Annotated in this window: 23 protein-coding genes; 15 read left to right on the top strand and 8 right to left on the bottom strand. The window is 67.7% G+C overall.

The features are described from left to right. Nucleotides 1-2: 2 nt before the first annotated feature. The 13 genes from PQU96_RS04415 to PQU96_RS04475 all read left to right on the top strand — a co-directional run bounded on the left by PQU96_RS04415 (nt 3) and on the right by PQU96_RS04475 (nt 10515). Entirely contained in the window at nt 3-668 is a 666-nt protein-coding gene (locus PQU96_RS04415; RefSeq protein ID WP_272771035.1) for a class I SAM-dependent methyltransferase, read from the top strand. 103 nt (nt 669-771) lie between these two features. Beyond that, nucleotides 772-1176: an ExbD/TolR family protein gene (locus PQU96_RS04420; RefSeq protein ID WP_272771036.1), complete on the top strand. Its 405-nt coding sequence runs from the start codon at nt 772-774 to the stop codon at nt 1174-1176. After that, nucleotides 1176-2042 carry an energy transducer TonB gene (locus PQU96_RS04425; RefSeq protein WP_272771037.1) on the top strand — a complete coding sequence of 289 codons (867 nt, stop codon included), beginning with the start codon at nt 1176-1178 and terminating at the stop codon, nt 2040-2042. The genes PQU96_RS04420 and PQU96_RS04425 overlap by 1 nt, the downstream gene beginning before the upstream one ends. A gap of 4 nt (nt 2043-2046) precedes the next feature. Continuing rightward, nucleotides 2047-3345 (top strand): Tol-Pal system beta propeller repeat protein TolB, encoded by a 1299-nt coding sequence (tolB, locus tag PQU96_RS04430; protein ID WP_272771038.1) that lies wholly within the window; start codon nt 2047-2049, stop codon nt 3343-3345. Between the two features lie 66 nt (nt 3346-3411). Further along, a complete protein-coding gene (locus PQU96_RS04435) occupies nt 3412-3975 on the top strand; it encodes an OmpA family protein (RefSeq protein ID WP_272771039.1) in 564 nt (187 codons plus the stop codon). 60 nt (nt 3976-4035) lie between these two features. Beyond that, entirely contained in the window at nt 4036-4791 is a 756-nt protein-coding gene (locus PQU96_RS04440) for a YbgF trimerization domain-containing protein (RefSeq protein WP_272771040.1), read from the top strand. Nucleotides 4792-4946: 155 nt separating this feature from the next. Further along, nucleotides 4947-5435 (top strand): 5-(carboxyamino)imidazole ribonucleotide mutase, encoded by a 489-nt coding sequence (purE, locus tag PQU96_RS04445; protein WP_272771041.1) that lies wholly within the window; start codon nt 4947-4949, stop codon nt 5433-5435. Nucleotide 5436: 1 nt separating this feature from the next. Next, complete coding sequence (locus tag PQU96_RS04450) at nt 5437-6567, top strand: 5-(carboxyamino)imidazole ribonucleotide synthase (RefSeq protein WP_272771042.1); 1131 nt, start codon at nt 5437-5439, stop codon at nt 6565-6567. 53 nt (nt 6568-6620) lie between these two features. Further along, nucleotides 6621-7490, top strand: coding sequence for a phosphoribosylaminoimidazolesuccinocarboxamide synthase (locus PQU96_RS04455; protein ID WP_272771043.1), 870 nt, complete (start codon nt 6621-6623; stop codon nt 7488-7490). Nucleotides 7491-7653: 163 nt separating this feature from the next. Then, on the top strand, nt 7654-8235 hold the full coding sequence (locus PQU96_RS04460; RefSeq protein ID WP_272771044.1) for a GNAT family N-acetyltransferase: 582 nt from the start codon (nt 7654-7656) through the stop codon (nt 8233-8235). Between the two features lie 92 nt (nt 8236-8327). Beyond that, nucleotides 8328-9260 carry a sodium-dependent bicarbonate transport family permease gene (locus tag PQU96_RS04465; protein WP_272771045.1) on the top strand — a complete coding sequence of 311 codons (933 nt, stop codon included), beginning with the start codon at nt 8328-8330 and terminating at the stop codon, nt 9258-9260. A gap of 10 nt (nt 9261-9270) precedes the next feature. Beyond that, on the top strand, nt 9271-9573 hold the full coding sequence (locus PQU96_RS04470) for a P-II family nitrogen regulator (RefSeq protein WP_189373371.1): 303 nt from the start codon (nt 9271-9273) through the stop codon (nt 9571-9573). A 21-nt stretch (nt 9574-9594) separates the two neighbouring features. Next, nucleotides 9595-10515 carry an alpha/beta hydrolase gene (locus tag PQU96_RS04475; protein WP_272771046.1) on the top strand — a complete coding sequence of 307 codons (921 nt, stop codon included), beginning with the start codon at nt 9595-9597 and terminating at the stop codon, nt 10513-10515. Here the strand turns inward: PQU96_RS04475 and PQU96_RS04480 are convergent. The 5 genes from PQU96_RS04480 to PQU96_RS04500 form a co-directional block, all read right to left on the bottom strand. After that, complete coding sequence (locus tag PQU96_RS04480) at nt 10504-10887, bottom strand: diacylglycerol kinase (protein ID WP_272771047.1); 384 nt, start codon at nt 10885-10887, stop codon at nt 10504-10506. The two genes, PQU96_RS04475 and PQU96_RS04480, sit on opposite strands and share 12 nt — an antisense overlap. After that, complete coding sequence (locus tag PQU96_RS04485) at nt 10884-11951, bottom strand: FAD:protein FMN transferase (RefSeq protein ID WP_272771048.1); 1068 nt, start codon at nt 11949-11951, stop codon at nt 10884-10886. Before PQU96_RS04485 ends, PQU96_RS04480 begins: the two co-directional genes overlap by 4 nt. Then, the gene (gshB, locus tag PQU96_RS04490) at nt 11951-12904 is read right to left on the bottom strand and encodes a glutathione synthase (protein ID WP_272771049.1); all 954 of its coding nucleotides are present in this window, start codon (nt 12902-12904) and stop codon (nt 11951-11953) included. Before gshB ends, PQU96_RS04485 begins: the two co-directional genes overlap by 1 nt. A gap of 7 nt (nt 12905-12911) precedes the next feature. After that, nucleotides 12912-14195 carry a glutamate--cysteine ligase gene (gene gshA, locus PQU96_RS04495; protein WP_272771050.1) on the bottom strand — a complete coding sequence of 428 codons (1284 nt, stop codon included), beginning with the start codon at nt 14193-14195 and terminating at the stop codon, nt 12912-12914. Between the two features lie 167 nt (nt 14196-14362). Next, the gene (locus tag PQU96_RS04500) at nt 14363-15307 is read right to left on the bottom strand and encodes a carbohydrate kinase family protein (protein ID WP_272771051.1); all 945 of its coding nucleotides are present in this window, start codon (nt 15305-15307) and stop codon (nt 14363-14365) included. A gap of 124 nt (nt 15308-15431) precedes the next feature. Here PQU96_RS04500 and PQU96_RS04505 point away from each other — a divergent pair, with 124 nt between their 5' ends. After that, on the top strand, nt 15432-15920 hold the full coding sequence (locus tag PQU96_RS04505) for a TlpA disulfide reductase family protein (protein ID WP_272771052.1): 489 nt from the start codon (nt 15432-15434) through the stop codon (nt 15918-15920). A 95-nt stretch (nt 15921-16015) separates the two neighbouring features. Here the strand turns inward: PQU96_RS04505 and PQU96_RS04510 are convergent, their stop codons facing one another. The 3 genes from PQU96_RS04510 to PQU96_RS04520 all read right to left on the bottom strand — a co-directional run bounded on the left by PQU96_RS04510 (nt 16016) and on the right by PQU96_RS04520 (nt 22293). Continuing rightward, complete coding sequence (locus PQU96_RS04510) at nt 16016-19168, bottom strand: EAL domain-containing protein (protein WP_272771053.1); 3153 nt, start codon at nt 19166-19168, stop codon at nt 16016-16018. Next, nucleotides 19168-19986 (bottom strand): phosphate/phosphite/phosphonate ABC transporter substrate-binding protein, encoded by an 819-nt coding sequence (locus tag PQU96_RS04515; protein WP_272771054.1) that lies wholly within the window; start codon nt 19984-19986, stop codon nt 19168-19170. The genes PQU96_RS04510 and PQU96_RS04515 overlap by 1 nt, the downstream gene beginning before the upstream one ends. A gap of 285 nt (nt 19987-20271) precedes the next feature. Then, entirely contained in the window at nt 20272-22293 is a 2022-nt protein-coding gene (locus PQU96_RS04520) for an NADPH-dependent 2,4-dienoyl-CoA reductase (protein WP_272771055.1), read from the bottom strand. 324 nt (nt 22294-22617) lie between these two features. Here PQU96_RS04520 and PQU96_RS04525 point away from each other — a divergent pair, with 324 nt between their 5' ends. Beyond that, the gene (locus PQU96_RS04525) at nt 22618-22962 is read left to right on the top strand and encodes a zinc ribbon domain-containing protein YjdM (RefSeq protein ID WP_189373382.1); all 345 of its coding nucleotides are present in this window, start codon (nt 22618-22620) and stop codon (nt 22960-22962) included. Nucleotides 22963-22989: the final 27 nt, after the last annotated feature.

Genomic DNA, 22989 nt, shown 5'->3' on the forward strand with positions numbered 1-22989 from the left:
GCATGACCCGCACGACCATCGCCGTTGACGACCAGCTTGCCGCCTACCTGCTGCAGATCGGTGTCACCGAGCACCCGGTGCAGACCGCGCTGCGCGAGTTCACCGCCACCCACCGCATGGCCAAGATGCAGATTTCGCCGGAGCAGGGACAGTTCCTCGCCTGGCTGGTTAAGCTGCTCGGCGTGCGCCGCTACCTGGAGATCGGCGTGTTCACCGGCTACAGCGCGCTGACCGTGGCGCTGGCCATGGGTGAGCAGGGCCGCACCGTGGCCTGCGACATGAGCGTCGAATTCACCACCATCGCCCGCGACTACTGGCGCCAGGCCGGGGTCGAGGACAGCATAGCGCTCTACGTGCAGCCGGCGGTGCAGACCCTGCAGATGCTGCTGGACGACGGCCAGGGCGGCAGCTTCGACCTCGCCTTCATCGACGCCGACAAGACCAGCTACCCGCAGTACTATGAAGCCTGCCTGCAGCTGGTGCGCCCCGGCGGCGTGATCGCGGTCGACAATATTTTCCTGAGCGGTCGTGTGGTCAGTCCCAAGCCGGGTGACCCGCCGGCAGTACGGGCGATGCAGGCCTTCAATGCCAGCCTGAAACACGACCCGCGGGTGGTGATGTCGGTGCTGCCGATCGGCGACGGCATGACCCTGCTGACCCGCCGCTGATGCCGGCGCCGCGGAACCGATGCCGTGCCGCGGCGGTCTGTCATTACCCGATTGTCCGGCGGCCCGCCGTGCCGGCCGCCCCCTCTAGCCACAGGAATGCCCGATGCTGCAGCGACGCCCGCGCCGAATGATGAACCAGATGAACGTCGTGCCCTATATCGACGTGATGCTGGTGCTGCTGGTGATCTTCATGGTGACGGCGCCGATGTTCACCCCCGGCGTGATCGAGGTGCCCAGCGTCACCCGCGCGGCACAGGTGGACAGCACGCCGCTGGAAATCAGCATCGAGGCCGATGGTCGCTACCTGCTGGGCGAGGGCGGCAAGCGCGAGCCTGCGGCCAACCTTGACGTGCTGATCGCCGAGGTCAAGGCACGGCTGCGCGACAACCGCCCGGTGGTGGTTACCGCGCACCGCGATCTCAAGTACAGCGAGGTGGTGAAGGTGGCCGACCGCCTGCACCAGGCCGGCATCACCCGCGTCGCGCTGACGGTACGGCAGGGCAACTGATGCCGCCACGGACTAGCACCATCGGTTACGGCGCATGGGGCCTGTCGCTGCTGCTGCATCTGGCGCTGCTGCTGCCGCTGTGGTGGCTGTACGCGCCGGCGCCGGTGTACACGCCGCCGCCGCTGGCGGTGGAGCTGTGGGCCGGCGGCGCACCGAGTGCGCCGACCCCTGCGCCGAAAGTGCGTGCCGCGCCCCCGGCCGCGCCGGTGGCACAGGCCGCTACCCCGCTGCTGGCCGATGCCGATATCAAGCTGAAGGCCAGCCGCCCGCTGCCGCAGCCCAAGGCGCCGCCGCCCCCCGTAGCCGCGGAAAAACCGCAACCCAAGCCGAAACCGGCAGAAAAAGTGCCGGAGAAGGTGCCGGAGAAGATGCAGCCCAAGGCCGCCGCCAAAGCGGTGCCTGCGCCGGCCAAGGCCAGCGTGCCCACCACCAAGCCGGCCAGCAAGGCGAGCGTCAAGCCGGCGCCAGGCGCGGACAACGACCTGCTGGCGGAACTGGACCTGCCGCCCGGTCCCGGCAACGCCAAACAGAGCCAGCGCGGTGGTCAGGGCGGCGTCGCCGGCGGCAGCAGCAATGGCGTGGCCGACGCCAAGGCGCTGTACGCGCAGACGCTGAGCAACCGCGTGCGCCCCTATGTGGTCATCCCCGACGGGCTGAAAGGCAATCCGGAGGTGGTGCTGCAGATCGAGATCCTGCCGTCGCTGGAAGTGCGCCAGATCCGCCTGCTGCGCAGCAGCGGCAACCCGCAGTACGATGAGGCGGTGCAAGCCGCCGTGCGCGAGATGCGCCGTTTCCCGCCGCTGCCCAAGGGCGCGGCGTTTGCCGACTACCGGCGCGTGACCATGTCTTTCCGTCCTAAGGAGTAATGCCTTGTCCGCCACCGTCTCCGGCTTCTGGCCGCGCCTGTTTGCCCTGTTACTGCTGAGCATGACCGCTGCGGCCAACCTTGCCCATGCCGACCTCAGCGTGGAAGTGATCGGTGGCGGCAGCAACCGCTACCCGGTGGCGATCGTGCCGCTGCAGGGCGAGAGCCTGCTGCCGGAGGCGATCACCGCGACGGTGAAGAGCGATCTGGCGATGACCGGCGCCTTCAGCCTGCTGGATACGGCCGCCGGCGACGCGCTGCCGGCGCCGGCGCAGCTGAACGCCGCGGCGTGGCAGCAGCGCGGCGCGCGCGCGGTGGTGTACGGCAAGCTGGTCAGCCTCGGGGGCGGACGGGTGCGGCTGACGTTCTGGGCCGATACCGTCAGCCCGCGCGAACAGAAACTGAGCGCGGAATTCGACCTGGCGCCGGAGCAGCTGCGCGATATGGCGCACCGCATGGCGGACATGGTGTACGAGGCGCTGCTGGGCGAGAAGAGCCTGTTCTCCAGCCGCATCGCCTTCATCACTCAGAGCGGCAAGGAATACCGGCTGCAGATCGCCGACATGGATGGCCGTCGCGCACAGACGGTGCTGCGCTCGCGCCAGCCCATCATGTCGCCGGCGTGGAGCCCGGACGGCACGCGCCTGGCCTACGTCTCCTTCGAGCTGCAAAAGCCGGTGATCTACGTGCAGGACCTGGTCAGCGGCCAGCGCCGCGTGCTGGCCAACTTCCGCGGCAGCAACTCGGCGCCGGTGTGGAGCCCAGATGGGCGGCGGCTGGCCATCGTGCTGACCACCAGCGGCAATTCGCAGGTGTACCTGATCAATGCCGACGGCGGCGGCCTGCAGCGCTTTTCCTATAGCGACGCCATCGACACCGAGCCGGCGTTCAGCCCGGATGGCCGCCAGATCGTGTTCGTATCCGACCGCAGCGGCAGCCCGCAGCTGTACGTGCAGGCGCTGGACGGCGGCCGCAACGCGCGCCGTGTCACCTTCGAGGGGAACTATAACGTGTCGCCGACGTTCTCTCCCGATGGGCGCCAGATCGCCTACGTCCGCCGCGAAGGCGGCCGCTTCAAGGTGATGCTGCTCGATCTGGCCAGCGGCGACAACCGCCTGATCAGCAACAGCGCCTTCGACGAATCGCCAAGCTTCGCCCCCAACGGCAAGATGGTGCTCTACGCCAGCGAGGAGGGCGGCCGCAGCGTGCTGTACGCCGCCGCCACCGCCTATCCCGGCCGCGTGCGGCTGGGCACCCTCGGCGGCCAAGTGCAGGACCCGGCCTGGGGACCATTCAATCCTTGATGGGCGCCCGCTGCTGCGTGCATCATGGCGCCAGTTAATCCATTCCATCCGAGGCAGGAGAGCAATATGAAAAAATCGCCATTTATCGTCGCCATCGCGGCGGCGCTCTTGGCCGCGTGTGCCAGCACCCCGGCACCAGTCGTCAGCAACCCGCCGGCCGCCACCGTGCCGAGCGCACCGAGCGTGGCCACCGTCGATGTCACCGGTAGCGAGCCTGCGCTGCAGGGCGGCCGTGTCAGCGCTGCACAGCTGGCGGCCGCAGTGAAGGCGGCGCCGGATCAGCGCACGGCCCAGGCACTGCTCAACGGCCACAGCGTGTACTTCGACTTCGACCAGTCCGTGGTCAAGGACGACCAGCGCGGCGTGGTGGAAGGCAATGCCGCCTTCCTCAACCGCTTCAGCAGCAAGGTGCTGGTGCAGGGCAATACCGACGCCCGCGGCAGCCGCGAGTACAACCTGGCGCTGGGCCAGCGCCGCGCCGAAAGCGTGAAGCAGTCGCTGGAAGTGCTGGGCGTGAAGCCGGCACAGATCGAGGCGGTCAGCTTCGGCAAGGAAAAACCGCGCGCCGAGGGTGACAGCGAGGCGGCCAACGCCGAGAACCGCCGCGCCGATTTCGTCTACCCGCAATAATGTGTTGACCGCCAGCGGGATGGCGCCACGCCGTCCCGCGCGGTATTTCAGGATGCCACCATGAGCTTGCCCCGCCTGTTGCCCGTCGCCGCCCTCAGCCTGCTGCTGGGTGCCTGCGCCACCACCAGCGATATCGAACAGACCCGCCGCGAGCTGGACGCCGCCAAGCAGCAGACCAGCGCGCGCCTGACCGAGGTCGAGGCGCGCCTGTCCAACGAGCGGCTGCTGGATCTGGTCAAGGAAGTGGCCTCCCTGCGCAGCGAAATGGCGGCCTTGCGCGGCCAGAACGAGATGCTGCAGCATCAGCAGGGCGAAACGCTGAAGCGGCAGAACGACCTCTACGCCGACCTCGATCTGCGCCTGGGCAAACTGGAGCAGGCGGCCAGCAGCCCGGCGGTGAGCGGCGAGGCGGACGCTGCCGCGACCCCGGCGGCACCACCGGTCAGCCAGGCGCAGGACGCGCTGAACAAGGCGCTGGCGACGCTGCGCAACCGCGAGTTTGCCCGCGCGGTGCCGGAGCTGAAGGCGGTGATGGACAAGTTTCCGGCCAACAGCGAGGCGCAGGAAGCCAGCTACTGGCTGGGCGTGGCGCACACCTACCTGAAGCAGTACGACGCCGCCATCGACATCCACCGCCGCTTTGCCGAGCAGTATCCGGCGCACGTGCGGGCGCCGGAGGCGCTGCGGCTGATGGCGGAAAACCAGATCGAGCTGCAGCAGAAGGACCAGGCCAAGGTCACCCTGCGCAAGCTGATCAAGCAGTACCCGAACAGCGCGGCGGCGACCAAGGCGCGCGAGCGGCTGGCAAAACTGTAAATCGGTCGCTTGGTCGGCCCCCGAAAACGTCAAAAGCGGCCGCCGGCCGCTTTTTTTGTGGCGCCAGTGCGGGCGCCAGCTGCAAGTCAGCTCGGCAAGCCCTTGCCGAATCAGGTAAAATCGCGTTTTTCCCCTCCTTGATGGAACCCGCCTCCATGATCGAAGTTGGCATCGTGATGGGTAGCAACAGCGACTGGGAAGTCATGCAGAACGCCGCGCGCGTGCTGAAGGACTTCGGTGTCGCGTTCGAAACCCGCGTCGTCTCCGCACACCGCACTCCCGACCTGCTGTTCCAGTACGCCGAAGAAGCCGAAGCGCGTGGTCTTACGGCCATCATCGCTGGCGCCGGCGGTGCCGCGCACCTGCCGGGCATGCTGGCCGCCAAGACCCACGTTCCGGTGCTGGGTGTGCCGGTGCCGTCCAAATACCTGCGCGGCGAAGATTCGCTACTGTCCATCGTGCAGATGCCCAAGGGCATCCCGGTGGCCACCTTCGCCATCGGCGAAGCCGGTGCCGCCAATGCCGCGCTGTTCGCGGTGGCGCAACTGGCCACCACCCGTCCGGAGCTGGCCGACAAGCTGAAGGCCTTCCGCAAGCAACAGGAACAGACCGTGCTGGCGATGAGCCTGCCGGAGGTGGACTGACATGGCGGCGATCCTGCCCCCGGCGATGCTGGGCATACTCGGCGGCGGCCAGCTCGGCCGCATGTTCGTCACCGCAGCCAAGCGCATGGGCTACCGCGTCACCGTGCTGGACCCGGACGCGAACGCGCCGGCCGCCGACTTTGCCGACGTGCACCTGTGCGCGCCGTTCAATGACGCCGCCGCGTTGCAAACGTTGGCCGCAAGCTGCGCCGCGGTGACCACCGAATTCGAGAACGTCAACGCCGACGCGATGCGCCAGCTGGCGAAGAGCACCCGCGTGTCGCCGTCCGGCGACTGCGTGGCCATCGCCCAGGACCGCATCGCCGAGAAGAGCTGGGTGCGCAAGGCCGGCCTGCCGACCGCGCCGTATCTGGCGATCGAGAGCGTCGCCGACATCCAGGTCGAACTGGAACCCTACCTGCCGGGCATCCTCAAGACCGCGCGTCTCGGTTACGACGGCAAGGGCCAGGTGCGCGTGAAAACCGCGGACGAAGCCCGCGCCGCCTACGCCGATCTCGGCGGCCAGGCCTGTGTGCTGGAAAAGATGCTGGACCTGAAACTGGAAGTGTCCGCCATCGTCACCCGCACCAGCAGTGCGCAGGTGGCGGTGTTCCCGGTGTCGGAAAACATCCACAAGGATGGCATCCTCGACGAATCCATCGTTCCGGCGCGCATCGCGCCGGAACTGGCCGCGCGCGTGCAGCAGTACGCGGTGAAGCTGGCCGAGGCGCTGGACTACATCGGCGTGCTGGCGGTGGAATTCTTCGTGCTGGGCGACGACAGCCTGGTGGTCAACGAGATCGCTCCGCGCCCGCACAACTCCGGCCACTACACCATCGACGCCTGCGTCACCGACCAGTACCAGCAGCAGGTGCGCGCCATGTGCGGCCTGTTGCCGGGCAAGACCGACCTGCTGTCGCCGGTGGTGATGGTCAACCTGCTGGGCGACGTGTGGCGCGAGGATGGCGGCGAGCCGCTGTGGGACGTGCTGATGGAAGCTCCGAACGCGCACCTGCACCTGTACGGCAAGAAAGAGGCGCGTGCCGGCCGCAAGATGGGGCACTTCACCGTGCTCGCGGCCAACGTTGACGACGCGCTGGACCAGGCGCGCGCGCTGAAGGATACCTTGTAAGAATCCAGGCGACGCCCACAAGGCGTCGCCGTTTGCTTTGTGAAGGAAGTTTCATGACCCAACTGACCAGCCTGAAGAAAATCTATTCCGGCAAGGTGCGCGATCTGTACGAGATCGACGACAAGCGCATGCTGATGATCGCCTCCGACCGCCTGTCGGCGTTCGACGTGATCCTGGACGACCCGATCCCGGGCAAGGGCCAGATCCTGACCGCCATCTCCAACTTCTGGTTCGACACCCTGAAGGACGTGGTGCCCAACCACCTGACCGGCGACAAGCCGGAAGACGTGGTATCGGCGGAAGACCTGCCGCTGGTGGCCGGCCGCGGCGTGGTGGCCAAGCGCCTGAAGCCGGTGATGATCGAAGCCGTGGTGCGCGGCTACCTGGCCGGCTCTGGCTGGAAGGAATACCAGAAGTCCGGCACCGTGTGCGGCATCGCGCTGCCTGCCGGCCTGAAGGAATCCAGCAAGCTGCCGGAACCGATCTTCACCCCGTCCACCAAGGCGGCGGTGGGCGACCATGACGAGAACATCACCTACGCGCAGTGCGAGGCCATCGTCGGCGCCGAGCTGGCGGCCAAGGTGCGCGACACCGCCATCCTGCTGTACAAGACTGCTGCCGAGTTCGCGGCCCGCCGCGGCATCATCATCTGCGACACCAAGTTCGAGTTCGGCCTGGACGAGGACGGCACCCTGGTGCTGATGGACGAGGCGCTGACGCCGGATTCCAGCCGTTTCTGGCCGGCGGACAGCTACGCCGAAGGCAGCACCCCGCCGTCCTTCGACAAGCAGTTCGTGCGCGACTGGCTGGAGGCCTCCGGCTGGAACAAGCAGGCGCCGGCCCCGGCCGTGCCGCTGGACGTGCGCGAGAAGACCGCCGCCAAGTACCGCGAAGCGCTGGAGCGCCTGACCGGCCAGGCCTGATCCCGGTCGCTTGCCGCCTGACGCCCGTACCCCGGTACGGGCGTTTGTCTATGCCAGCTGCGCCACGGATGCGGGGTGACGCCGGCAATGGCATACTGACGCACTTTCGGCGGCCTGCGGCCAACCTTGTCCCCCCATTTCTAGCGTTTTCCGGAGTACTGACATGCCAACCACCCAGCCATCGCTCAGCACCGCGCGTCTGCACCTGTTGCCGGCGGAGAGTGCGTGGGCGCGTGCCATGCTGGATTATCAGGTGCGCAACCGCGAGCACTTCGCACCCTGGGATCCGATCCCGGGCGGGATGTTCTACACCGAGCTGTTCTGGGCGATGCGCATGCGCCAGCGCGAGATGGACTGGAAGGACAGCCGCGGCGCGTTTTTCCTGGTGATGCCGGAGAAGGAAGCCGGCCGCGTGATCGGCACCGTCAGCCTGTCCAATATCAACCGCGGCGTGTTCCAGGGCTGCCACCTGGGCTACAACATCGACCACGCGCACCAGGGGCAGGGACTGATGCGAGAGGCGGTGGAGGCGGTGATCGCCTTTGCCTTCGGTACGCTGCGCCTGCACCGGGTGCAGGCCAACTACCAGCCTGAGAACGAGCGCAGCGCTGGTCTGCTGAAGCGGCTGGGCTTCCAGATCGAGGGTCACGCGCGCGACTACCTGTTCCTCAACGGTGCCTGGCGCGACCACGTGCTGACCTCGCTGATCAACCGCAACTACGACCTCTCGCCGCTGCAGGCCTGAGCCGCGGCATGAAACTTCCCCCTCTCTGCCCTGTCCAGCTGACGCCGCCGTCAGCCGGACGGCGGACACCCTGACCCGGCGAAAGGAGAGCCATGACTTTGGATCCGGTAGTACTGTTTTTCCTGCTGGGGCTGTTCGCGGCCCTGGCGCGTTCCGACCTGAAATTGCCGCCGGCGCTGTACGAGACGCTGTCGGTATTCCTGCTGCTGGCCATCGGCCTGAAGGGCGGCGTGGCGCTGGCGAAGACCGGCAGCCCGCAGGTCTTGCTGCAGGTGCTGCTGGTGATCCTGCTGGGCACGCTGCTGACGCTGCTGGCTTTCGCCGTCCTGCGCTGGCGCCTGAGCCGTGTCGATGCGGCGGCTACTGCCGCCCACTACGGCTCGGTCAGCGTGGTGACCTTCGCGGTCGCCGCCAGCTTCCTCGCGCGGCAGGGCATCGAGGCCGAGCCGCAGCTGACGCTGTTCCTGGCGGTGATGGAGATGCCGGCGCTGGTGGTCGGCGTGCTGCTGGCGCGCCTGGGCGACCGGCAACAGCTGCGCTGGGGGCAGCTGGCGCACGAGGTCTTCCTCGGCAAGAGCATGGTGCTGCTGCTGGGCGGGCTGGTGATCGGCTGGCTGGCCGGGCCCAAGGGCATCGTCAGCCTGTCGCCGCTGTATATCGACCTGTTCAAGCCGGTGCTGTCGCTGTTCCTGCTGGAAATGGGTCTGCTGACCGCGGCCAAGCTCGGTAGCCTGCGCCGTCAGGGCAGCTTCGTGGTGCTGTTCGGGCTGCTGGTGCCGCTCGGCTTTGCCTGCATCGGCCTTGGCAGCGCCTACGCGATGGGGCTGTCGGCGGGCGGGGCGCTGCTGCTGGCGACCCTGTGCGCCTCGTCATCCTATATCGCCGCCCCGGCCGCGATGCGTATCGCGGTGCCGGAGGCCAACCCGGCGCTGTCGCTGGCGGCCAGCCTGGGGGTGACTTTCCCGTTCAACCTGCTGCTCGGTATCCCGACGTACTGGATGCTGACACAATGGCTGTATGCCTGAGGAGCGAGCCATGACCTTTCATGCCAAGAAACTGTTGACCATCGTGACCGAGGCGGTGCTGGAAGCGCCGCTGGTGAAGGTGCTGCAGCAGCTCGGCGCCCACGGCTATACCGTCAGCGATGCCCGCGGCGGTGGTAGCCATGGCGTGCAGGGCGGCGGCTGGTCGTTCGAGGGCAATATCCGCGTCGACGTGGTGTGCGACGCGGCGGTGGCCGAGGCGATCGCCGCGCACTGCCAGCAGGCCTACCTGCCGCACTACGGCCTGATCCTCTACGTGTCCGATGTCGGCGTGCTGCGTGCCGACAAGTTCTGATTCCCGCTTGCAGGGTGTGCGATGAAGCCTTTCCAGCTGACGGCCAGCGATGGCCACGTGATCCACGGCGTGTCGTGGGCGACGCAACAGACGCCGCGCGGCGTGCTGGTGATCGCCCACGGCCTGAGCGAGCACGCCGAGCGCTACGACGTGCTGGCCGGGCGGCTGGCCGCCGCCGGTTACCAGGTCTACGCGCACAACCATCGCGGCCACGGCCGCGAGGCGGCGGTGCCGGGCTGGTTCGCCGCGCACGACGGCTGGTCGCTGGTGGTCGACGACCTGCGCGAGGTGGTCGATCACGCCGCGGCGGAGCATCCGCAGACGCCGCTGGTGCTGTACGGCCACAGCATGGGCAGCTTCGTGGCGCGCGCCTTTTTCCTGCGCTACGGCCAGCGCCTGTCCGGCATGGTGCTGTCCGCCACCGGCTATCGCCAGCGGATGCTGGCGCGGCTGATGCGCGGCGTGGCAAGGTTGGCCGCAAGGTTGGGCGGTGCCGATCGCCCCAGCCAGCTGATGACGACGCTGGTATTCGGCAGTTTCAATCTCGGCTTCATGCCGACGCGCACCACGCTGGACTGGCTGTCGCGCGACACGGCGCAGGTGGACGCCTTTCTCGCCGATCCGCTGTGCGGCCAGTTTCCGACGCCGCAGCTGTGGATAGACCTGTTCGGCGGCATCATCGCGCTGGAGCAGGGCGAGGCCGCCGCGCGCGGCCTGCACGACTGCCCGGTGTGGCTGCAGGCCGGCAGCCGCGACCCGGTCAGCCTCGGCAAGTTCGGCCTCGGCCAGCTGGCGCGGCGCTACCGCAAGGCCGGGCTGCGCGACGTGACGGTGACGGTGTATCCGGGCGCCCGCCACGAGATGCACCACGAGACCAACCGCGCCGAGTTCGAGGCCGACCTGCTGGCCTGGCTTAACCGCGTCTGCCGTTCAACCAAATAGCACCAGTCCCCAGACCAGCAGCAGGTTGACGAGGCCCAGCAGCTGCGCAGCGCTGCCCATGTCCTTGGCGCGCTTGGCCAGCGGGTGGCGTTCCAGCGAGGTGTGGTCCACCGCCGCCTCGATCGCGGAATTGAACAGCTCGATGATCAGCGTGGCGATGGAGCTGGCCACCAGCAACGCTCGCGCCAGCGGGGAGGCGTTGACCACGAACAGCGCCAGCGGTATCAGCAGCAGCGCCAGCAGCGACAGCTGGCGGAAGGCGTCCTCGTGGCGGTAGGCGGCGCGCAGGCCGTCCAGCGAGTAGCCGAAGGCGTTCAGCAGGCGGCGTACGCCGGTTTTGCCCTTGAACGGGCTTTCTTGATGCGGTGTCATCCGTTTCCTGTTTCGGTAATGCTGTCCGGCGCCACGCGCCAGTTCAGCCGTGCGGCCAGCGCGGGGTTCAGCCACGCGCGGCCCTGTCCATCGATCAGCAGCCAGCCGGCCACGCCCAGCGCGCGCGCATGGCGTGCGGCCAACCCTGGCCCATCCAGATACAGCGGTTTGCTGGCGACATCGGAACGCAGTCCGGCGTCGCTTGCCGGCGCGATCAGCACCGTCGCCGACTGCAACTTGCAGTCGCTGTTGCCGTCGCGCGGGTCGATCAGATGGCAATGGCGGCGACCGTCGCGCAGCACGTAGCGCTGGTAGTCGCCGGAGGTGCCGATCGCCTCGCCGTCGTGCAGCGGCAGCGTCGCCATCGCCTCGTTGCGGCGCGGGTGGCGGATGCCGACCTGCCACGGTGTGCCGTCAGCTTTCTGCCCCAGCGCGATGATATTGCCGCCAATATTAAGCAAGGCTGAACGGATGCCGGCGGCCTGCAATTGCCGGCGCGCGCGATCCAGCGCCCAGCCCTTGGCCATGCCGCCGACGTCGACCTGCACCGTGGTCTTGGCGCTGCGCACCTCGCCGTCGGCGCTGATGTTGAGGTCGCGCAGCCGCGGCCGGCTCGCCACCAGCGCCTGCAGCGCCGCCATGTCGACGGCCGTACTGACCGGCGTGTCCTGGTGGAAACCCCACAGCGCCACCAGCCGGCCGATGGCCGGCGAGAACAGTCCGTCGCTGCGCGCCTCCAGCGCCTGGCCGCTGCGCAGCAGTGCCAGCAGCTCCGGCGACGGCCGGTACGGCTGGCCGGCGGCGAGGGCGCGGTTCAGGCGGCCGGCGTCGCTGTCCGGCTGCCACGGGTGCAGCAGCCGGTGCAGGCGGTCCAGCTCGGCCAGCACTGCCGCGGCGGCCTGTTGCGCCTGCTGCGGCGTGGCGGCGTTGAGCTTCAGTTCGACGCGGGTGCCGAACACGTAGCTTTCCTGCTGCCACGGCGGCGGCGCTTCGCTGCAGGCGGTGAGGCCGGATGCGACAAGGGCGGCCAGTGCCGCCCTTGTGCCGCGAAAGGTTGGCCGCATCAGCGCCGTTCCGTCACCGCGCGCTCCAGCGCATCGATGAACAGGCCGGCGACGTCGATGTCGCTGTGGTTCATGATTTCACGGAAACATGTCGGGCTGGTGACGTTGACCTCGGTCAGGTAGTTGCCGATCACGTCCAGCCCGGCCAGCAGGATGCCGCGCCGTTTCAGTTCCGGCGCCAGACCCTCGGCGATCTCGCGGTCGCGCGCGCTCAGCGGCCGCACTTCGCCACGGCCGCCGGCGGCAAGGTTGCCGCGGTTGTCGCCGCCCTGCGGGATGCGCGCCAGGCAGTAGTCGACCGGCACGCCGTCGATCACCAGGATGCGCTTGTCGCCGTCACGGATTTCCGGGATGTAGCGCTGCGCCATGATGGTGCGCTTGCCCTGCTCGGACAGGGTTTCGATGATCACGTTCAGGTTCGGGTCGTCCGGCCGCGCGCGGAAGATGCTGCTGCCACCCATGCCGTCCAGCGGCTTGAGAATGGCGTCCTGGTGCTGGCGCACGAAGGCCAGGATACGCGACGGCTGCGAGGTGACCAGCGTCGGCGCGGTGAAGTCGGCGAAGTTGAGGATGGCCAGCTTCTCGTTGAAGTCGCGCAGCGCCTGGCCCTTGTTGAACACGCGTGCGCCCTCGGCCTCGGCCAGCGTCAGCAGCTGGGTGGCGTACAGGTATTCGAGGTCGAACGGCGGGTCCTTGCGCATCACCACCGCGCTGAACGCGTTCAGCGGCAGGCGCTGGCCGTCGCTGGCACGGAACCAGTCCTTGCCGTCCTTGCCGGTGAGGCTGACGCTGACGACGTCGGCCTGGATGCGGCCGCCCTCGACGGCGATGTCGCGCGCCTCGCAGAAGTAGATCGCGTGCTGGCGTGCCGCCGCCGCTTCCATCATCGCGAAGGTGCTGTCCTTCTTGATCTTGAAGCCGGCCAGCGGGTCGGCAATGAACAGGATTTTCATACGGGCCTCACTCGGCGTCGGGGTCGGTGTCTTCCAGCTCCAGCGCGGCGGCCAGCATCGCCAGTCGCGCGATCACGCCGTAGGCGTAGAAGCGGTTGGGGGCGTCGTTCGGCGCCGCCTTGTGGTCGGGCAGGCAGTGCTCTTCGAACGACAGCGGCACGAACTGCATGCCCGGGGCGTTGAGGTTCTCGTCGACGCCGCGCCCGGTGTGCACGCGGTAGAAGCCGCCGATCACGTAGCGGTCCATCATGTATACCACCGGCTCGGCGACGCCGTCGTTGACGCATTCGAAGGTGTACACGCCTTCCTGTACGATGACCTCGGACACTTCCAGGCCTTCCTTCACCACCGCCATCTTGTTGCGTGCCTTGCGGTTGAGGCCGCGCACCTCGTCGCCGCTCTTCACGCTCATGATGCCCATGCCGTAGGTGCCGGCGTCGGCCTTCACGATCACGTAGGGCTCGTGGCTGATGCCGTACTCGCGGTACTTGACGCGGATCTTGTCCAGCATCTGGTCCACCAGCTCGGCAAGCGTGTCCTCGCCCTGGCGCGACTGGAAGTCGAGGCCCTTGGCGGCGAAGAAGTAGGGGTTGATCAGCCACGGGTCGATCGACAGCATCTGCGCGAAGTCGGCGACCACCTTGTCGTAGGCGGCAAAGTGGTTGGTCTTGCGTCGCACCGCCCAGCCGGCGTGCAGCGGCGGCAGCAGGTTCTGTTCGATGCCCTTGAGCAGGTCGGGCAGGCCGGCGGACAGGTCGTTGTTGAGCAGCACGATGCAGGGGCTGAAGCCGTCGGCCAGCACCACGCGGTTGCCGCGCCGCTCCAGCGGCTCGACGGTGATGATCTCGCCATTGGCGGCAGTCAGCTGCGTCGGTTCGGTGATTTCCGGGTTCAGCGAGCCCAGGCGCACCGTCAGTCCGGCCTGCCGGAAGATGTGCACCAGCGCGGCCACGTTCTGCAGGTAGTAGGTGTTGCGGGTGTGGTTTTCCGGGATCAGCAGGATGCTTTTGGCTTCCGGGCAGGCTCGCTCCACCGCGCTTTGCGCCGCCTGGACCGCCAGCGGCAGGAAGTCCGGGTTCAGGTTGTTGAAGCCGCCGGGAAAGAGGTTCATGTCCACCGGCGCCAGCTTGAAGCCGCTGTTGCGCAGGTCCACCGAGCCGTAGAACGGGGCGGCGTGGTTGTTCCACTGCTTGCGGAACCAGTGCTCGATGTGCGGCTGTGCCGCCAGGATGCGGCTCTCCAGTTCCAGCAGTGGTCCGGTGAGTGCCGTGGTCAGGTGCGGTACAGTCATGAATCCCTCTCTTGCCCGTCAATCGATGAGTGTCAGTTTAACTGCAGGATGGTGGGGTCGAAACCGGGCTTATTCAAGTCGGAATGCAAACAGGCCGGCAAGCGCCGTCGTCTGCGGTGCTTGCCGGCCTGCCATCGCGCCGCTGGATCGAGCTCAGCGCGGGCGGCTTACAGCGGCCACGGTTCGTTATAGGCCTGCTCGTACAGCGCGCGCAGTTTTTCCCAGTCGAAGAAGTGGTTCTGCGGGCCGTGGCTGGTGACCTTGATCGCGCCGATGACGTTGGCGAGGCGGCCGGTGGTTTTCCAGTCCAGCCCCTGGCGGATGCCGTACAGCAGGCCGGCGCGGAAGGCGTCGCCGCAGCCCATCGGATCGATGGGCTTGATCGGCATCTGCACCCGTGGAATCAGGTGGATGGTGTCGTCGGCGTAGATCTCGGCACCCTTGGAGCCGCGGGTCACGATCAGCGCCTCGACCTTGCCGGCCAGCACTTCCACCGGCAGGCCGGCGCGCTCGCGCATCAGCTCGCTCTCGTAGTCGTTGATGGCGACGTAGGTCGCCAGCTCCACGATCTCGTTCAGCTCCGCGCGCGACAACAGCGGCAGCTCCTGGCCGGGGTCGAAGATGAACGGGATACCGGCCGCGTGCAGCTCGCGGGTGTGTTGCAGGAAGGCGGCGTGGCCGCCGGGCGAGACAATCGCCACCTCGACGCGCTCGGGCACGTCGGCGATGTGGTTGACGGTGGCGTGGTCCATCGCGCCGGGGTGGAAGGCCATCAGCTGGTTGCCGTCCTTGTCTGCGATGCCGAAGCACTGCGAGGTGTACTGGCCGCGGATGGTGCGGATGAAGCGGTCGTCGACGCCGGCACGCTTCAGGTGCTGGCGGTAGGGCTCGAAGTCCTCGCCCACCGCGCCCATCACCAGCGGCGTCTCGCCGAGCAGGCACAGGCTGTAGGCGATGTTGCCGGCCGGGCCGCCGAACTCGCGGCGCATGGTCGGCACCTTGAAGGTGGTCGAGATCTTGTGCAGCTGATCGGGCAGAATATGGTTGTCGAAGCGGTCTTCGAAGTGGAACAGCGTGTCGTAGGCAAGCGCCCCGCAGACGAGAATGGACATGGCTCGCGCGTCAACTGGTGAGGAATCGACCATTCTATCACGAAGCCGCTGCCGCACCGCGCTGAACTGTGGCGTACTGGCGGTGATCTAACGCTATCTGGCGCATTACTACGGAATAAACAGAATGTCTGTAACTCGCATGATTTCGCGCCGCCTGCTGCTGGGCGGCCTGTTGCTGGCGCCGCTGGGCGCGGTGGCCGGCGGCCTGCTGGACAGCGCGGTGCTGACCGGGCTGAACGGCCAGCCGGCCAGCTTTACCCGCTACCAGGGCAAGACCACGGTGGTGAACTTCTGGGCTACCTGGTGCGCGCCGTGCCGCAAGGAGATGCCGCTGTTGTCGGCGCTGGCGCCAAGGTTGGCCGCACGGCAGGTGCGCTTCGTCGGCATCGCGCTGGACCAGCCGGGCGAGGTGGCGGCCTACCTGAAGCAGCTGCCGGTCAGCTATCCGGTGCTGATGAGCGACGGCGAGGGCATCGCGCTGATGCGCGCGCTGGGCAACCGCAGCGGCGGGCTGCCGTTTACCGTGGTGCTGGATGAGCAGGGCCGGCCGCTGGCGCGCATCGCCGGCCTGGTGAGCGAGGCGGAACTGATGAAGGCGCTGCCGCTGCGCTGACGGCGTTGCGGCCAACCTTGGGGCGGGAGACAGGGATGGCGCCGATGCGGCGGGGGCGCTGGGCCGGATCATCGCTCGTTCAGATCATCGCTTGCTTAGATCATCACTTCGGCGGCGCTCTTCGCCGCCGCCGCCGCGGTAGCCGGCGCATCCAGCAGCAGGCGCACCTGCTGCTGCAATTCGTCGCGCAGCTGCTGCAGCTGGCTCACGGTGTGCTCGTCGGCGTCCTGCAGCTCGAACTGGCGCCAGGTCAGCACCCGCTCGTTGAGGGTGTACAGCTGCTGGTGCAGCTGGCCGATGCGGCGGTACAGCGGGTGCTGGCCGAAGTAGGCGCTGCCGGCACCGTGATACCAGTTGTCGAAGTCGCGGTAGCTGTTGCCGTGCTCCTGCGGCGGCAGCTCGCGCGCGCCTTGCTGCAGGCAGTCGATCAGGCGGTTGCTGGCCTGGCGGTGCGCCAGCTCCAGGTTGAACAGCCGGGTGTCGTCGCCGGTCCAGCGCCGCTTGCTGGCCAGCTGCCACGCGGCAGCGCCCTGCCATTGCTGCGCCCAGCCCGGCAGCGCGTCCGCCGGCATCGGCCGCGCGATGCCGAAACCCTGCGCGTGGTCGCAGCCGATGTGCAGCAGCAGGCTGCCGTGCTCGATGCTCTCCACGCCCTCGGCCACCACCGAGCGGTTGAACGCCTCCGACAGCCCGATGATGCCCTGCACGATGGCGAGGTCGTCGCCGTCCTCGTGCATGTCGCGGATGAAGGACTGGTCGATCTTCAGCTTGCCGGCCGGCAGGCGTTTCAGGTATAGCAGCGAGGAGTAGCCGGTGCCGAAGTCGTCGAGCGAGAATTCCACCCCCAGCGCACGGCAGGTGGCCATCAGCGCGCCGACGCGGGTGATGTCCTGCAGCGCGGTGCTTTCCAGCACCTCGATCTCCAGCATCCCGGCCGGCAGTGCCGGGTATTCCGCCAGCAGCGTTGCCAGCCGTTCGGCGAAGTTGTCCTGCTGCAGGTGGTGGGCGGAGATGTTGACGCTGACCGGCAGCGTCATGCCCTGCGCCTGCCAGGCCTGCATCTGCGCCAGCGCGCTGCGGATCACCCATTCGCCGAGCGCGATATCCAGCGCGCTGCCTTCGGCGTCGGCCAGGAAGTGGGCCGGGGTCAGCAGGCCCTGTTCCGGGTGCTGCCAGCGCATCAGCGCCTCGGCGCCGACCACGCTGCCGTCGCGCATATTGACCTTGGGCTGGTAGAACAGGCACAGCTCGCCCTGCTGCAGCGCCTGCGCCAGCCGCCCCAGCCCTTCCTGGCGGAAACGGCTCTGGCGGTCGTGCTCGGCGTCGAAGATCTGGTAGCCGTTGCGGCCTTTTTCCTTGGCCTGGTACATCGCCTGGTCGGCGTGGCGCAGCAGGGTGTCCGGGTCCTGCTCGTCCTGCGGGTACAGCGTGACGCCGATGCTGGCCGAGATCTCGATGCGGATGTCGCCCAGCTGCACCGGCTGGGCAACGGTGTCCAGCACCCGCTGCAGGCTGTGGCGGCAGGTCTGCAGGTCGGGCAGGCCGGACAGCAGCAGCACGAACTCGTCGCCGCCGAGGCGCGCCAGGGTGTCGCTGCCCTGCAGCGTGTGCTGCAGCCGCTCGGCGACCTGTACCAGCAGGCGGTCGCCGACCTCGTGGCCGTGGCGGTCGTTGACCGCCTTGAAGCCGTCCAGATCCATGAAGCAGATCGCCAGCCAGTGGCCGCTGCGCTGCGCCTGGGCGATGGCCTCCCGCATGCGCTCGGCCAGCAGCACGCGGTTGGGCAGGTGGGTGAGCGGGTCGTGGTGCGCCATCTGCGCCAGGCGGCTTTCCTGCGCCTTCATCACCGTGATGTCGGCGAATACCGCGATGTAGTGGCGCACATTGCCGGACTGGTCGTGGATAACCGACACCGACAGCAGCAGCGGCGCCACCTCGCCATTCTTGCGCCGGTTCCAGATCTCGCCCTGCCAGTGGCCGCTGCTTTGCAGCTTGTCGCGCATCGCGAGGTAGAACGCCGGATCGTGGCGTGTCGACTGCAGCCTGCGCGGGGTATGGCCGATCAGCTCGTCGCGCTCGTAGCCGGTGATGCTGCAGCAGGCGCGGTTGACGTCCAGCAGCCGGCCGCGGGCATCGGCAATGATGATGCCGTCGAGGGAGTGCTTGAACACGCCGGCCAGCAGCCGCAGCCGTTCTTCGGCACGGCTCTGCTCGGTGATGTCGTTCCAGGCGCCGATGATGCCGGCGATGTCGCCGTGGTCGTCGTAGAACACGTCCTTGGACAGGATCACCTCGCGCCGCTGCTGGTGCCGGCTGACGATGCTGGCCTGGTAGTCGAGGTGCGGCTGGCCGGCCAGCAGCGCGCTGTCGTGCAGGCAGTGCACGGTGGCGATGTCGGCCGGCCACAGCTCGGCCGGGGTCTTGCCGAGGATGTCGCCCTGAGCGTAGCCGGTGGCGCGGGTGAAGGCGGGATTGCAGCCAAGGAAACGCCCCTGCGCGTCCTTGTAGAACATCGGGATCGGGATCGCCATCAGCAGCATGTCGGCAAAGCGCTGGCTCTTCGCCCAGTGCTCGTCGGCGGACTGCACCGCCGCCGCCATGCGGTTGAAGGCGGCGCCGAGGCGGCCGATCTCGTCGTGGCGGCTTTCCGGCGCCCGTGTCAGCAGATGGCCTTGCCCCAGCGCCTCGGCGGCCTGCGCCAGGTATTGCAGGCGCCGGCTCAGCCACAGCGTGACCCAGATCATCCAGCCGGTGGCGAGGATGATGCCGGCGACGATCAGCGGTCCGGTGCGCTGCGCGAGGCCAGCCAGCAGGCGGCCGGTTTCGCTCTGGTGCAGGCCGGCCTGGATCTGGCCCTGGCTGATGTTGAAGCGCAGGTCGAGTATGTCGTCGGCGCTGTCCTGCAGCGAACGGTCCGCCTGCGGCTGCACGCCGTCGGCGAGGCCGGCGCGCGCCAGCTCCTTGCCGCTGGAGTCGCGGATGATCAGGTAGGCGATGTCGCCGCCGTGGGTCAGCTCGCCGGCGATCTCTTGCAGGGTGATGAAATCGCGCTCCAGCAGCGGCGCGATCAGTGCCGCTTGCAGCTCGCTGTGCAGGCTGCGGCTGCGCAGCTCTGCCTGCTCCTGCGCCATGTCCTGCAGCACGCGCGCGCTTTGCCAGGCGATGCCGGCAAAGACCAGCAGCTGGATCAGCAGCAGCACCGGGATGATGGCCCATTTCAGCGAACGGGGACGCAGCGGCAGGCGCATTATCGCAGCAGCCCTTTCAGGTCGCGGACGTAAGGATCCAGCGCGCGCATGTCCTGCGCACTGACCGGTCGCAGGCCGCCGTGGTTGAGGTCGCGGCTGAAGGCGCGACCCTGCAGCGTGTCATTGGCAAAGGTCTGCAGCTGTTGCTGCAAGCGCGCCAGTTGCACGCTGCCGAGGCGCTGGTGGCCGAGGTAGAGCTGCGGCGTGGTGTGCGGCAGCCGGGCCAGGATGCGGATCTTGCCGTCGATGTCGCCGCCGAACTGGTGCAGTGCTGTGACCGAAACGATGGCGGCGGCCGACTCGCCGCCCAGCAGTGCGGCCAGCGAATTGGCGTGGCTGCCGGTCGGGTGGATGGTGATGTCGCGGCCGGGGCGAAAACCAGCCTGCTGCAGGTAGCGCTGTGCCGCCAGGGTCAGGTTGGCGAGGCGGTCGCTGGTCGATACCGTCTGGCCGCGCAGCTGCGCCAGCTCGCGGATGCCGTCAAGGCGGGTGACCAGCAGCGGCTCCAGATCGGTCAACGGTCGCGCCAGCGGCCGGTAGCCCTGTTCCAGCTGGGCCAGGCGGCCGAAATAGGGCGAGGTGGCGATGATGTCGTAGCGTCCCTGGCGCGTGCGCTCCAGGAAAGACTGGTAGTCGGCGGCGCTTTCCAGCGTCACCGCTTGTTGCAGGCTGCGTTCCAGCTCGGCACGCAGCGGTTCGTACAGCGTGGCCAGCTTGCGGGCCGACATATAGGGCACCACGCCCAGCACCAGCGCGGCGTGGGCGCTGGTCAGCAGGCACAGCCACAGCAGGGCGGTGGTCAGCAGGTTCTTGGCCATTCGTCCAGTCTCGGTGGCATCGGGTTGGCGTGGCACGGCAGCATTAAGGACACGGGAACAAGTGATGACATTGGTATTTAATTGCGCAATTGCCCCTGTCATGATGAAGCAAATACGCAGCGGGTGCAAAAAAGGGAACTGATCTAGCGCAAACGCGGTGCGGAATCTATCGAAATGTCGCGTTGCCGCAAAATACCGAAATCATGATGTGTTGCGGCCAACCCTGGTGCAAGGTTGGCCGCAATGGGGGGAGGGCGGTGCCGGCTACGCGGCGCTGCCCGGTGCTCAGATGCGCGACGCCAGTTGCGCGCCCTGGTCGATGGCGCGCTTGGCATCCAGCTCGGCCGCGACGTCGGCACCGCCGATCAGGTGCACCGTCTTGCCGGCGTCGATCAGTGGCTGCTGCAGTTCGCGCAGCGGATCCTGTCCGGCGCAGATCACGATGGTGTCGACCTCCAGCACCTGCGCCTCGCCCTTGATGGTCACGTGCAGGCCGGCATCGTCGATCCTGTCGTAGCCGACGCCGGCGATCATCTGCACCTTCTTCATCTGCAGGCTGGCACGGTGGATCCAGCCGGTGGTCTTGCCCAGTCCGTCGCCGACCTTGCTGCTCTTGCGCTGCAGCAGGTAAATCTGGCGCGGGCTGGGGTGCGGCTGCGGCCCCTGCGGCGCGAGGCCTCCGGCGTGTGCCAGTGCCATGTCCACGCCCCACTCGCGCATGAAGGCGGCGGCATCCAGCGAGCTGGACTGGCCCTCATGGCTGAGGAATTCGGCGGTGTCGAAGCCGATGCCGCCGGCACCGATGATCGCCACCCTGCGGCCAACCGGTTTGCCGTGCTTGAGCACGTCGAGGTAGCTCAGCACCTTCGGGTGCTCAATGCCGGGGATGGCTGGCAGGCGCGGCGCGATGCCGGTGGCGAGGATCACCTCGTCAAAGTCCTGCAGATCATCCGCCGTCACGCGGGTGTTCAGGCGCAGCGTGACGCCGGTCAGCTCGATGCGGCGCGCGAAGTAGCGCAGCGTCTCGTAAAACTCTTCCTTGCCCGGAATGCGCTTGGCGACGTTGAACTGGCCGCCGATCTCGCTGGCGGCATCGAACAGCGTCACCGCGTGGCCGCGTTCGGCGGCGATGGTGGCGAACGCCATGCCGGCCGGGCCGGCGCCGACCACCGCCAGTTTTTTCGGCGTGGCGGTTTTCACGTAGTTGAGTTCGGTCTCGCGGCAGGCGCGCGGGTTGACGAGGCAGGAGGTCAGCTTGCCCTGGAAAATGTGGTCGAGACAGGCCTGGTTGCAACCGATGCAGGTGTTGATCTCGTCGCTGCGACCCTGTGCGGCCTTGAGCACGAATTCCGGGTCGGCCAGGAACGGGCGCGCCATCGACACCATGTCGGCACAGCCGCCGGCGAGGATGTCTTCCGCCACCTCGGGGGTGTTGATGCGGTTGGTGGTGATCAGCGGGATGCCCACCTTGCCCATCAGTTTCTTGGTCACCCAGGCGAAGCCGCCGCGCGGCACGCTGGTGGCGATGGTCGGTACCCGCGCCTCGTGCCAGCCGATGCCGGTGTTGATCAGGGTGGCGCCAGCCTTTTCCACTTCCTGCGCCAGCTGCACCACCTCGTCCCAGCTGCTGCCGTCGTTGACGAGGTCCAGCATCGACAGCCGGTAGATGATGATGAATTCGGCGCCGACCGCGGCCCGTACCGCGCGCAGCACCTCCAGCGCGAAGCGGATGCGGTTGTCGAAGCTGCCGCCCCAATCGTCGGTGCGCTTGTTGGTGTGGCGTACGATGAACTGGTTGATCAAATAGCCTTCCGAGCCCATTACCTCCACGCCGTCGTAGCCGGCGTCCTGCGCCAGTTTGGCGCAGCGGGCGAAATCGGCGATGGTGCGGCGGATGTCGTCTTCCGACATTTCGCGCGGGCGGTAGAAGTTGATCGGCGCGCAGATCGGCGACGCCGATACCAGGTTTTCCTGATAGCTGTAGCGGCCGGTGTGCAGGATCTGCAGCGCGATCTTGCCGCCGGCGGCGTGCACCGCGTCGGTGACGACGCGGTGCTGCGGCACCTCGTGTGCATCCGCCAGCATCGAGGCGCCTTCGGCGACACGGCCTTCCTCGTTGGGGCCGACGCCGCCGGTGACGATCAGGGCGACGCCGCCGCGCGCGCGCTCGGTGTAGAACGCTGCCATCTTCTCGAAGCCCTGCGGCGCTTCTTCCAGTCCGGTGTGCATCGAGCCCATCAGCACGCGGTTTTTCAGCGTGGTGAAGCCCAGATCCAGTGGTGCCAGCAGGTGCGGATAAGCCGTCATGGTGTTGCCCTCGTGTGGGTTGCGGCCTTGCCGCCAGGGTTGGCCGCAAGGCAAGTTGTTGATTATTGGTTATGTGTCAGCCTTGCTGGCGAAGATACTTACTGATCAGTAAGTTGTCAAACCCGTCGGGCGGCGACGGGCCGGGACGGGGTGTGCCGCGGCACGGGCGCGGTGAGTGGCAGCGGCGGGGCTGCGCCTTTTGCTGGCGAAAACGGGGGCGGCTGGCGGATAATACGGCACTCGTAAAGACCGTACGATTTGCAGGGTTGTTGCTGTCGCCACAGCCGGCGCGGCGGTCGCCACATTCAGAAACATAGGTACAGCATGACTAATTTGCCCCAATGCCCGCAGTGCGGCTCGGAATTCACCTACCAGGACGGCGCGATGTTCGTCTGCCCAGAGTGCGCGCATGAGTGGTCCGCCGATGCCGCGGCCACGGAAGAGGCCGAGCCGCAGCGCGTGGTACGCGATGCCAACGGCAATGTGCTGCAGGACGGCGATTCGGTCACCGTGATCAAGGACCTGAAGGTCAAGGGCTCGTCCTTGGTGGTCAAGGTCGGCACCAAGGTGAAGAGCATCCGCCTGGTCGACGGCGATCACGACATCGACTGCAAGATCGACGGCATCGGCGCGATGCAGCTGAAGTCGGAATTCGTCAAGAAAGCCTGATCTGCCGCGCCGCAGACGCTGCGGCAG

This window comes from Vogesella margarita, assembly GCF_028548475.1.
Taxonomy (GTDB): Bacteria; Pseudomonadota; Gammaproteobacteria; order Burkholderiales; family Chromobacteriaceae; genus Vogesella; species Vogesella margarita.

Bases quoted from the DNA above. Each gene is read 5' to 3' on its own strand.
- PQU96_RS04415 (WP_272771035.1), top strand. From the start codon at position 3: ATGACCCGCACGACCATCGCCGTTGACGACCAGCTTGCCGCCTACCTG.
- PQU96_RS04420 (WP_272771036.1), top strand. From the start codon at position 772: ATGCTGCAGCGACGCCCGCGCCGAATGATGAACCAGATGAACGTCGTG.
- PQU96_RS04425 (WP_272771037.1), top strand. From the start codon at position 1,176: ATGCCGCCACGGACTAGCACCATCGGTTACGGCGCATGGGGCCTGTCG.
- PQU96_RS04435 (WP_272771039.1), top strand. From the start codon at position 3,412: ATGAAAAAATCGCCATTTATCGTCGCCATCGCGGCGGCGCTCTTGGCC.
- PQU96_RS04440 (WP_272771040.1), top strand. From the start codon at position 4,036: ATGAGCTTGCCCCGCCTGTTGCCCGTCGCCGCCCTCAGCCTGCTGCTG.
- purE (WP_272771041.1), top strand. From the start codon at position 4,947: ATGATCGAAGTTGGCATCGTGATGGGTAGCAACAGCGACTGGGAAGTC.
- PQU96_RS04450 (WP_272771042.1), top strand. From the start codon at position 5,437: ATGGCGGCGATCCTGCCCCCGGCGATGCTGGGCATACTCGGCGGCGGC.
- PQU96_RS04455 (WP_272771043.1), top strand. From the start codon at position 6,621: ATGACCCAACTGACCAGCCTGAAGAAAATCTATTCCGGCAAGGTGCGC.
- PQU96_RS04460 (WP_272771044.1), top strand. From the start codon at position 7,654: ATGCCAACCACCCAGCCATCGCTCAGCACCGCGCGTCTGCACCTGTTG.
- PQU96_RS04465 (WP_272771045.1), top strand. From the start codon at position 8,328: ATGACTTTGGATCCGGTAGTACTGTTTTTCCTGCTGGGGCTGTTCGCG.
- PQU96_RS04470 (WP_189373371.1), top strand. From the start codon at position 9,271: ATGACCTTTCATGCCAAGAAACTGTTGACCATCGTGACCGAGGCGGTG.
- PQU96_RS04475 (WP_272771046.1), top strand. From the start codon at position 9,595: ATGAAGCCTTTCCAGCTGACGGCCAGCGATGGCCACGTGATCCACGGC.
- PQU96_RS04480 (WP_272771047.1), bottom strand. From the start codon at position 10,887: ATGACACCGCATCAAGAAAGCCCGTTCAAGGGCAAAACCGGCGTACGC.
- PQU96_RS04485 (WP_272771048.1), bottom strand. From the start codon at position 11,951: ATGCGGCCAACCTTTCGCGGCACAAGGGCGGCACTGGCCGCCCTTGTC.
- gshB (WP_272771049.1), bottom strand. From the start codon at position 12,904: ATGAAAATCCTGTTCATTGCCGACCCGCTGGCCGGCTTCAAGATCAAG.
- gshA (WP_272771050.1), bottom strand. From the start codon at position 14,195: ATGACTGTACCGCACCTGACCACGGCACTCACCGGACCACTGCTGGAA.
- PQU96_RS04500 (WP_272771051.1), bottom strand. From the start codon at position 15,307: ATGTCCATTCTCGTCTGCGGGGCGCTTGCCTACGACACGCTGTTCCAC.
- PQU96_RS04505 (WP_272771052.1), top strand. From the start codon at position 15,432: ATGTCTGTAACTCGCATGATTTCGCGCCGCCTGCTGCTGGGCGGCCTG.
- PQU96_RS04510 (WP_272771053.1), bottom strand. From the start codon at position 19,168: ATGCGCCTGCCGCTGCGTCCCCGTTCGCTGAAATGGGCCATCATCCCG.
- PQU96_RS04515 (WP_272771054.1), bottom strand. From the start codon at position 19,986: ATGGCCAAGAACCTGCTGACCACCGCCCTGCTGTGGCTGTGCCTGCTG.
- PQU96_RS04520 (WP_272771055.1), bottom strand. From the start codon at position 22,293: ATGACGGCTTATCCGCACCTGCTGGCACCACTGGATCTGGGCTTCACC.
- PQU96_RS04525 (WP_189373382.1), top strand. From the start codon at position 22,618: ATGACTAATTTGCCCCAATGCCCGCAGTGCGGCTCGGAATTCACCTAC.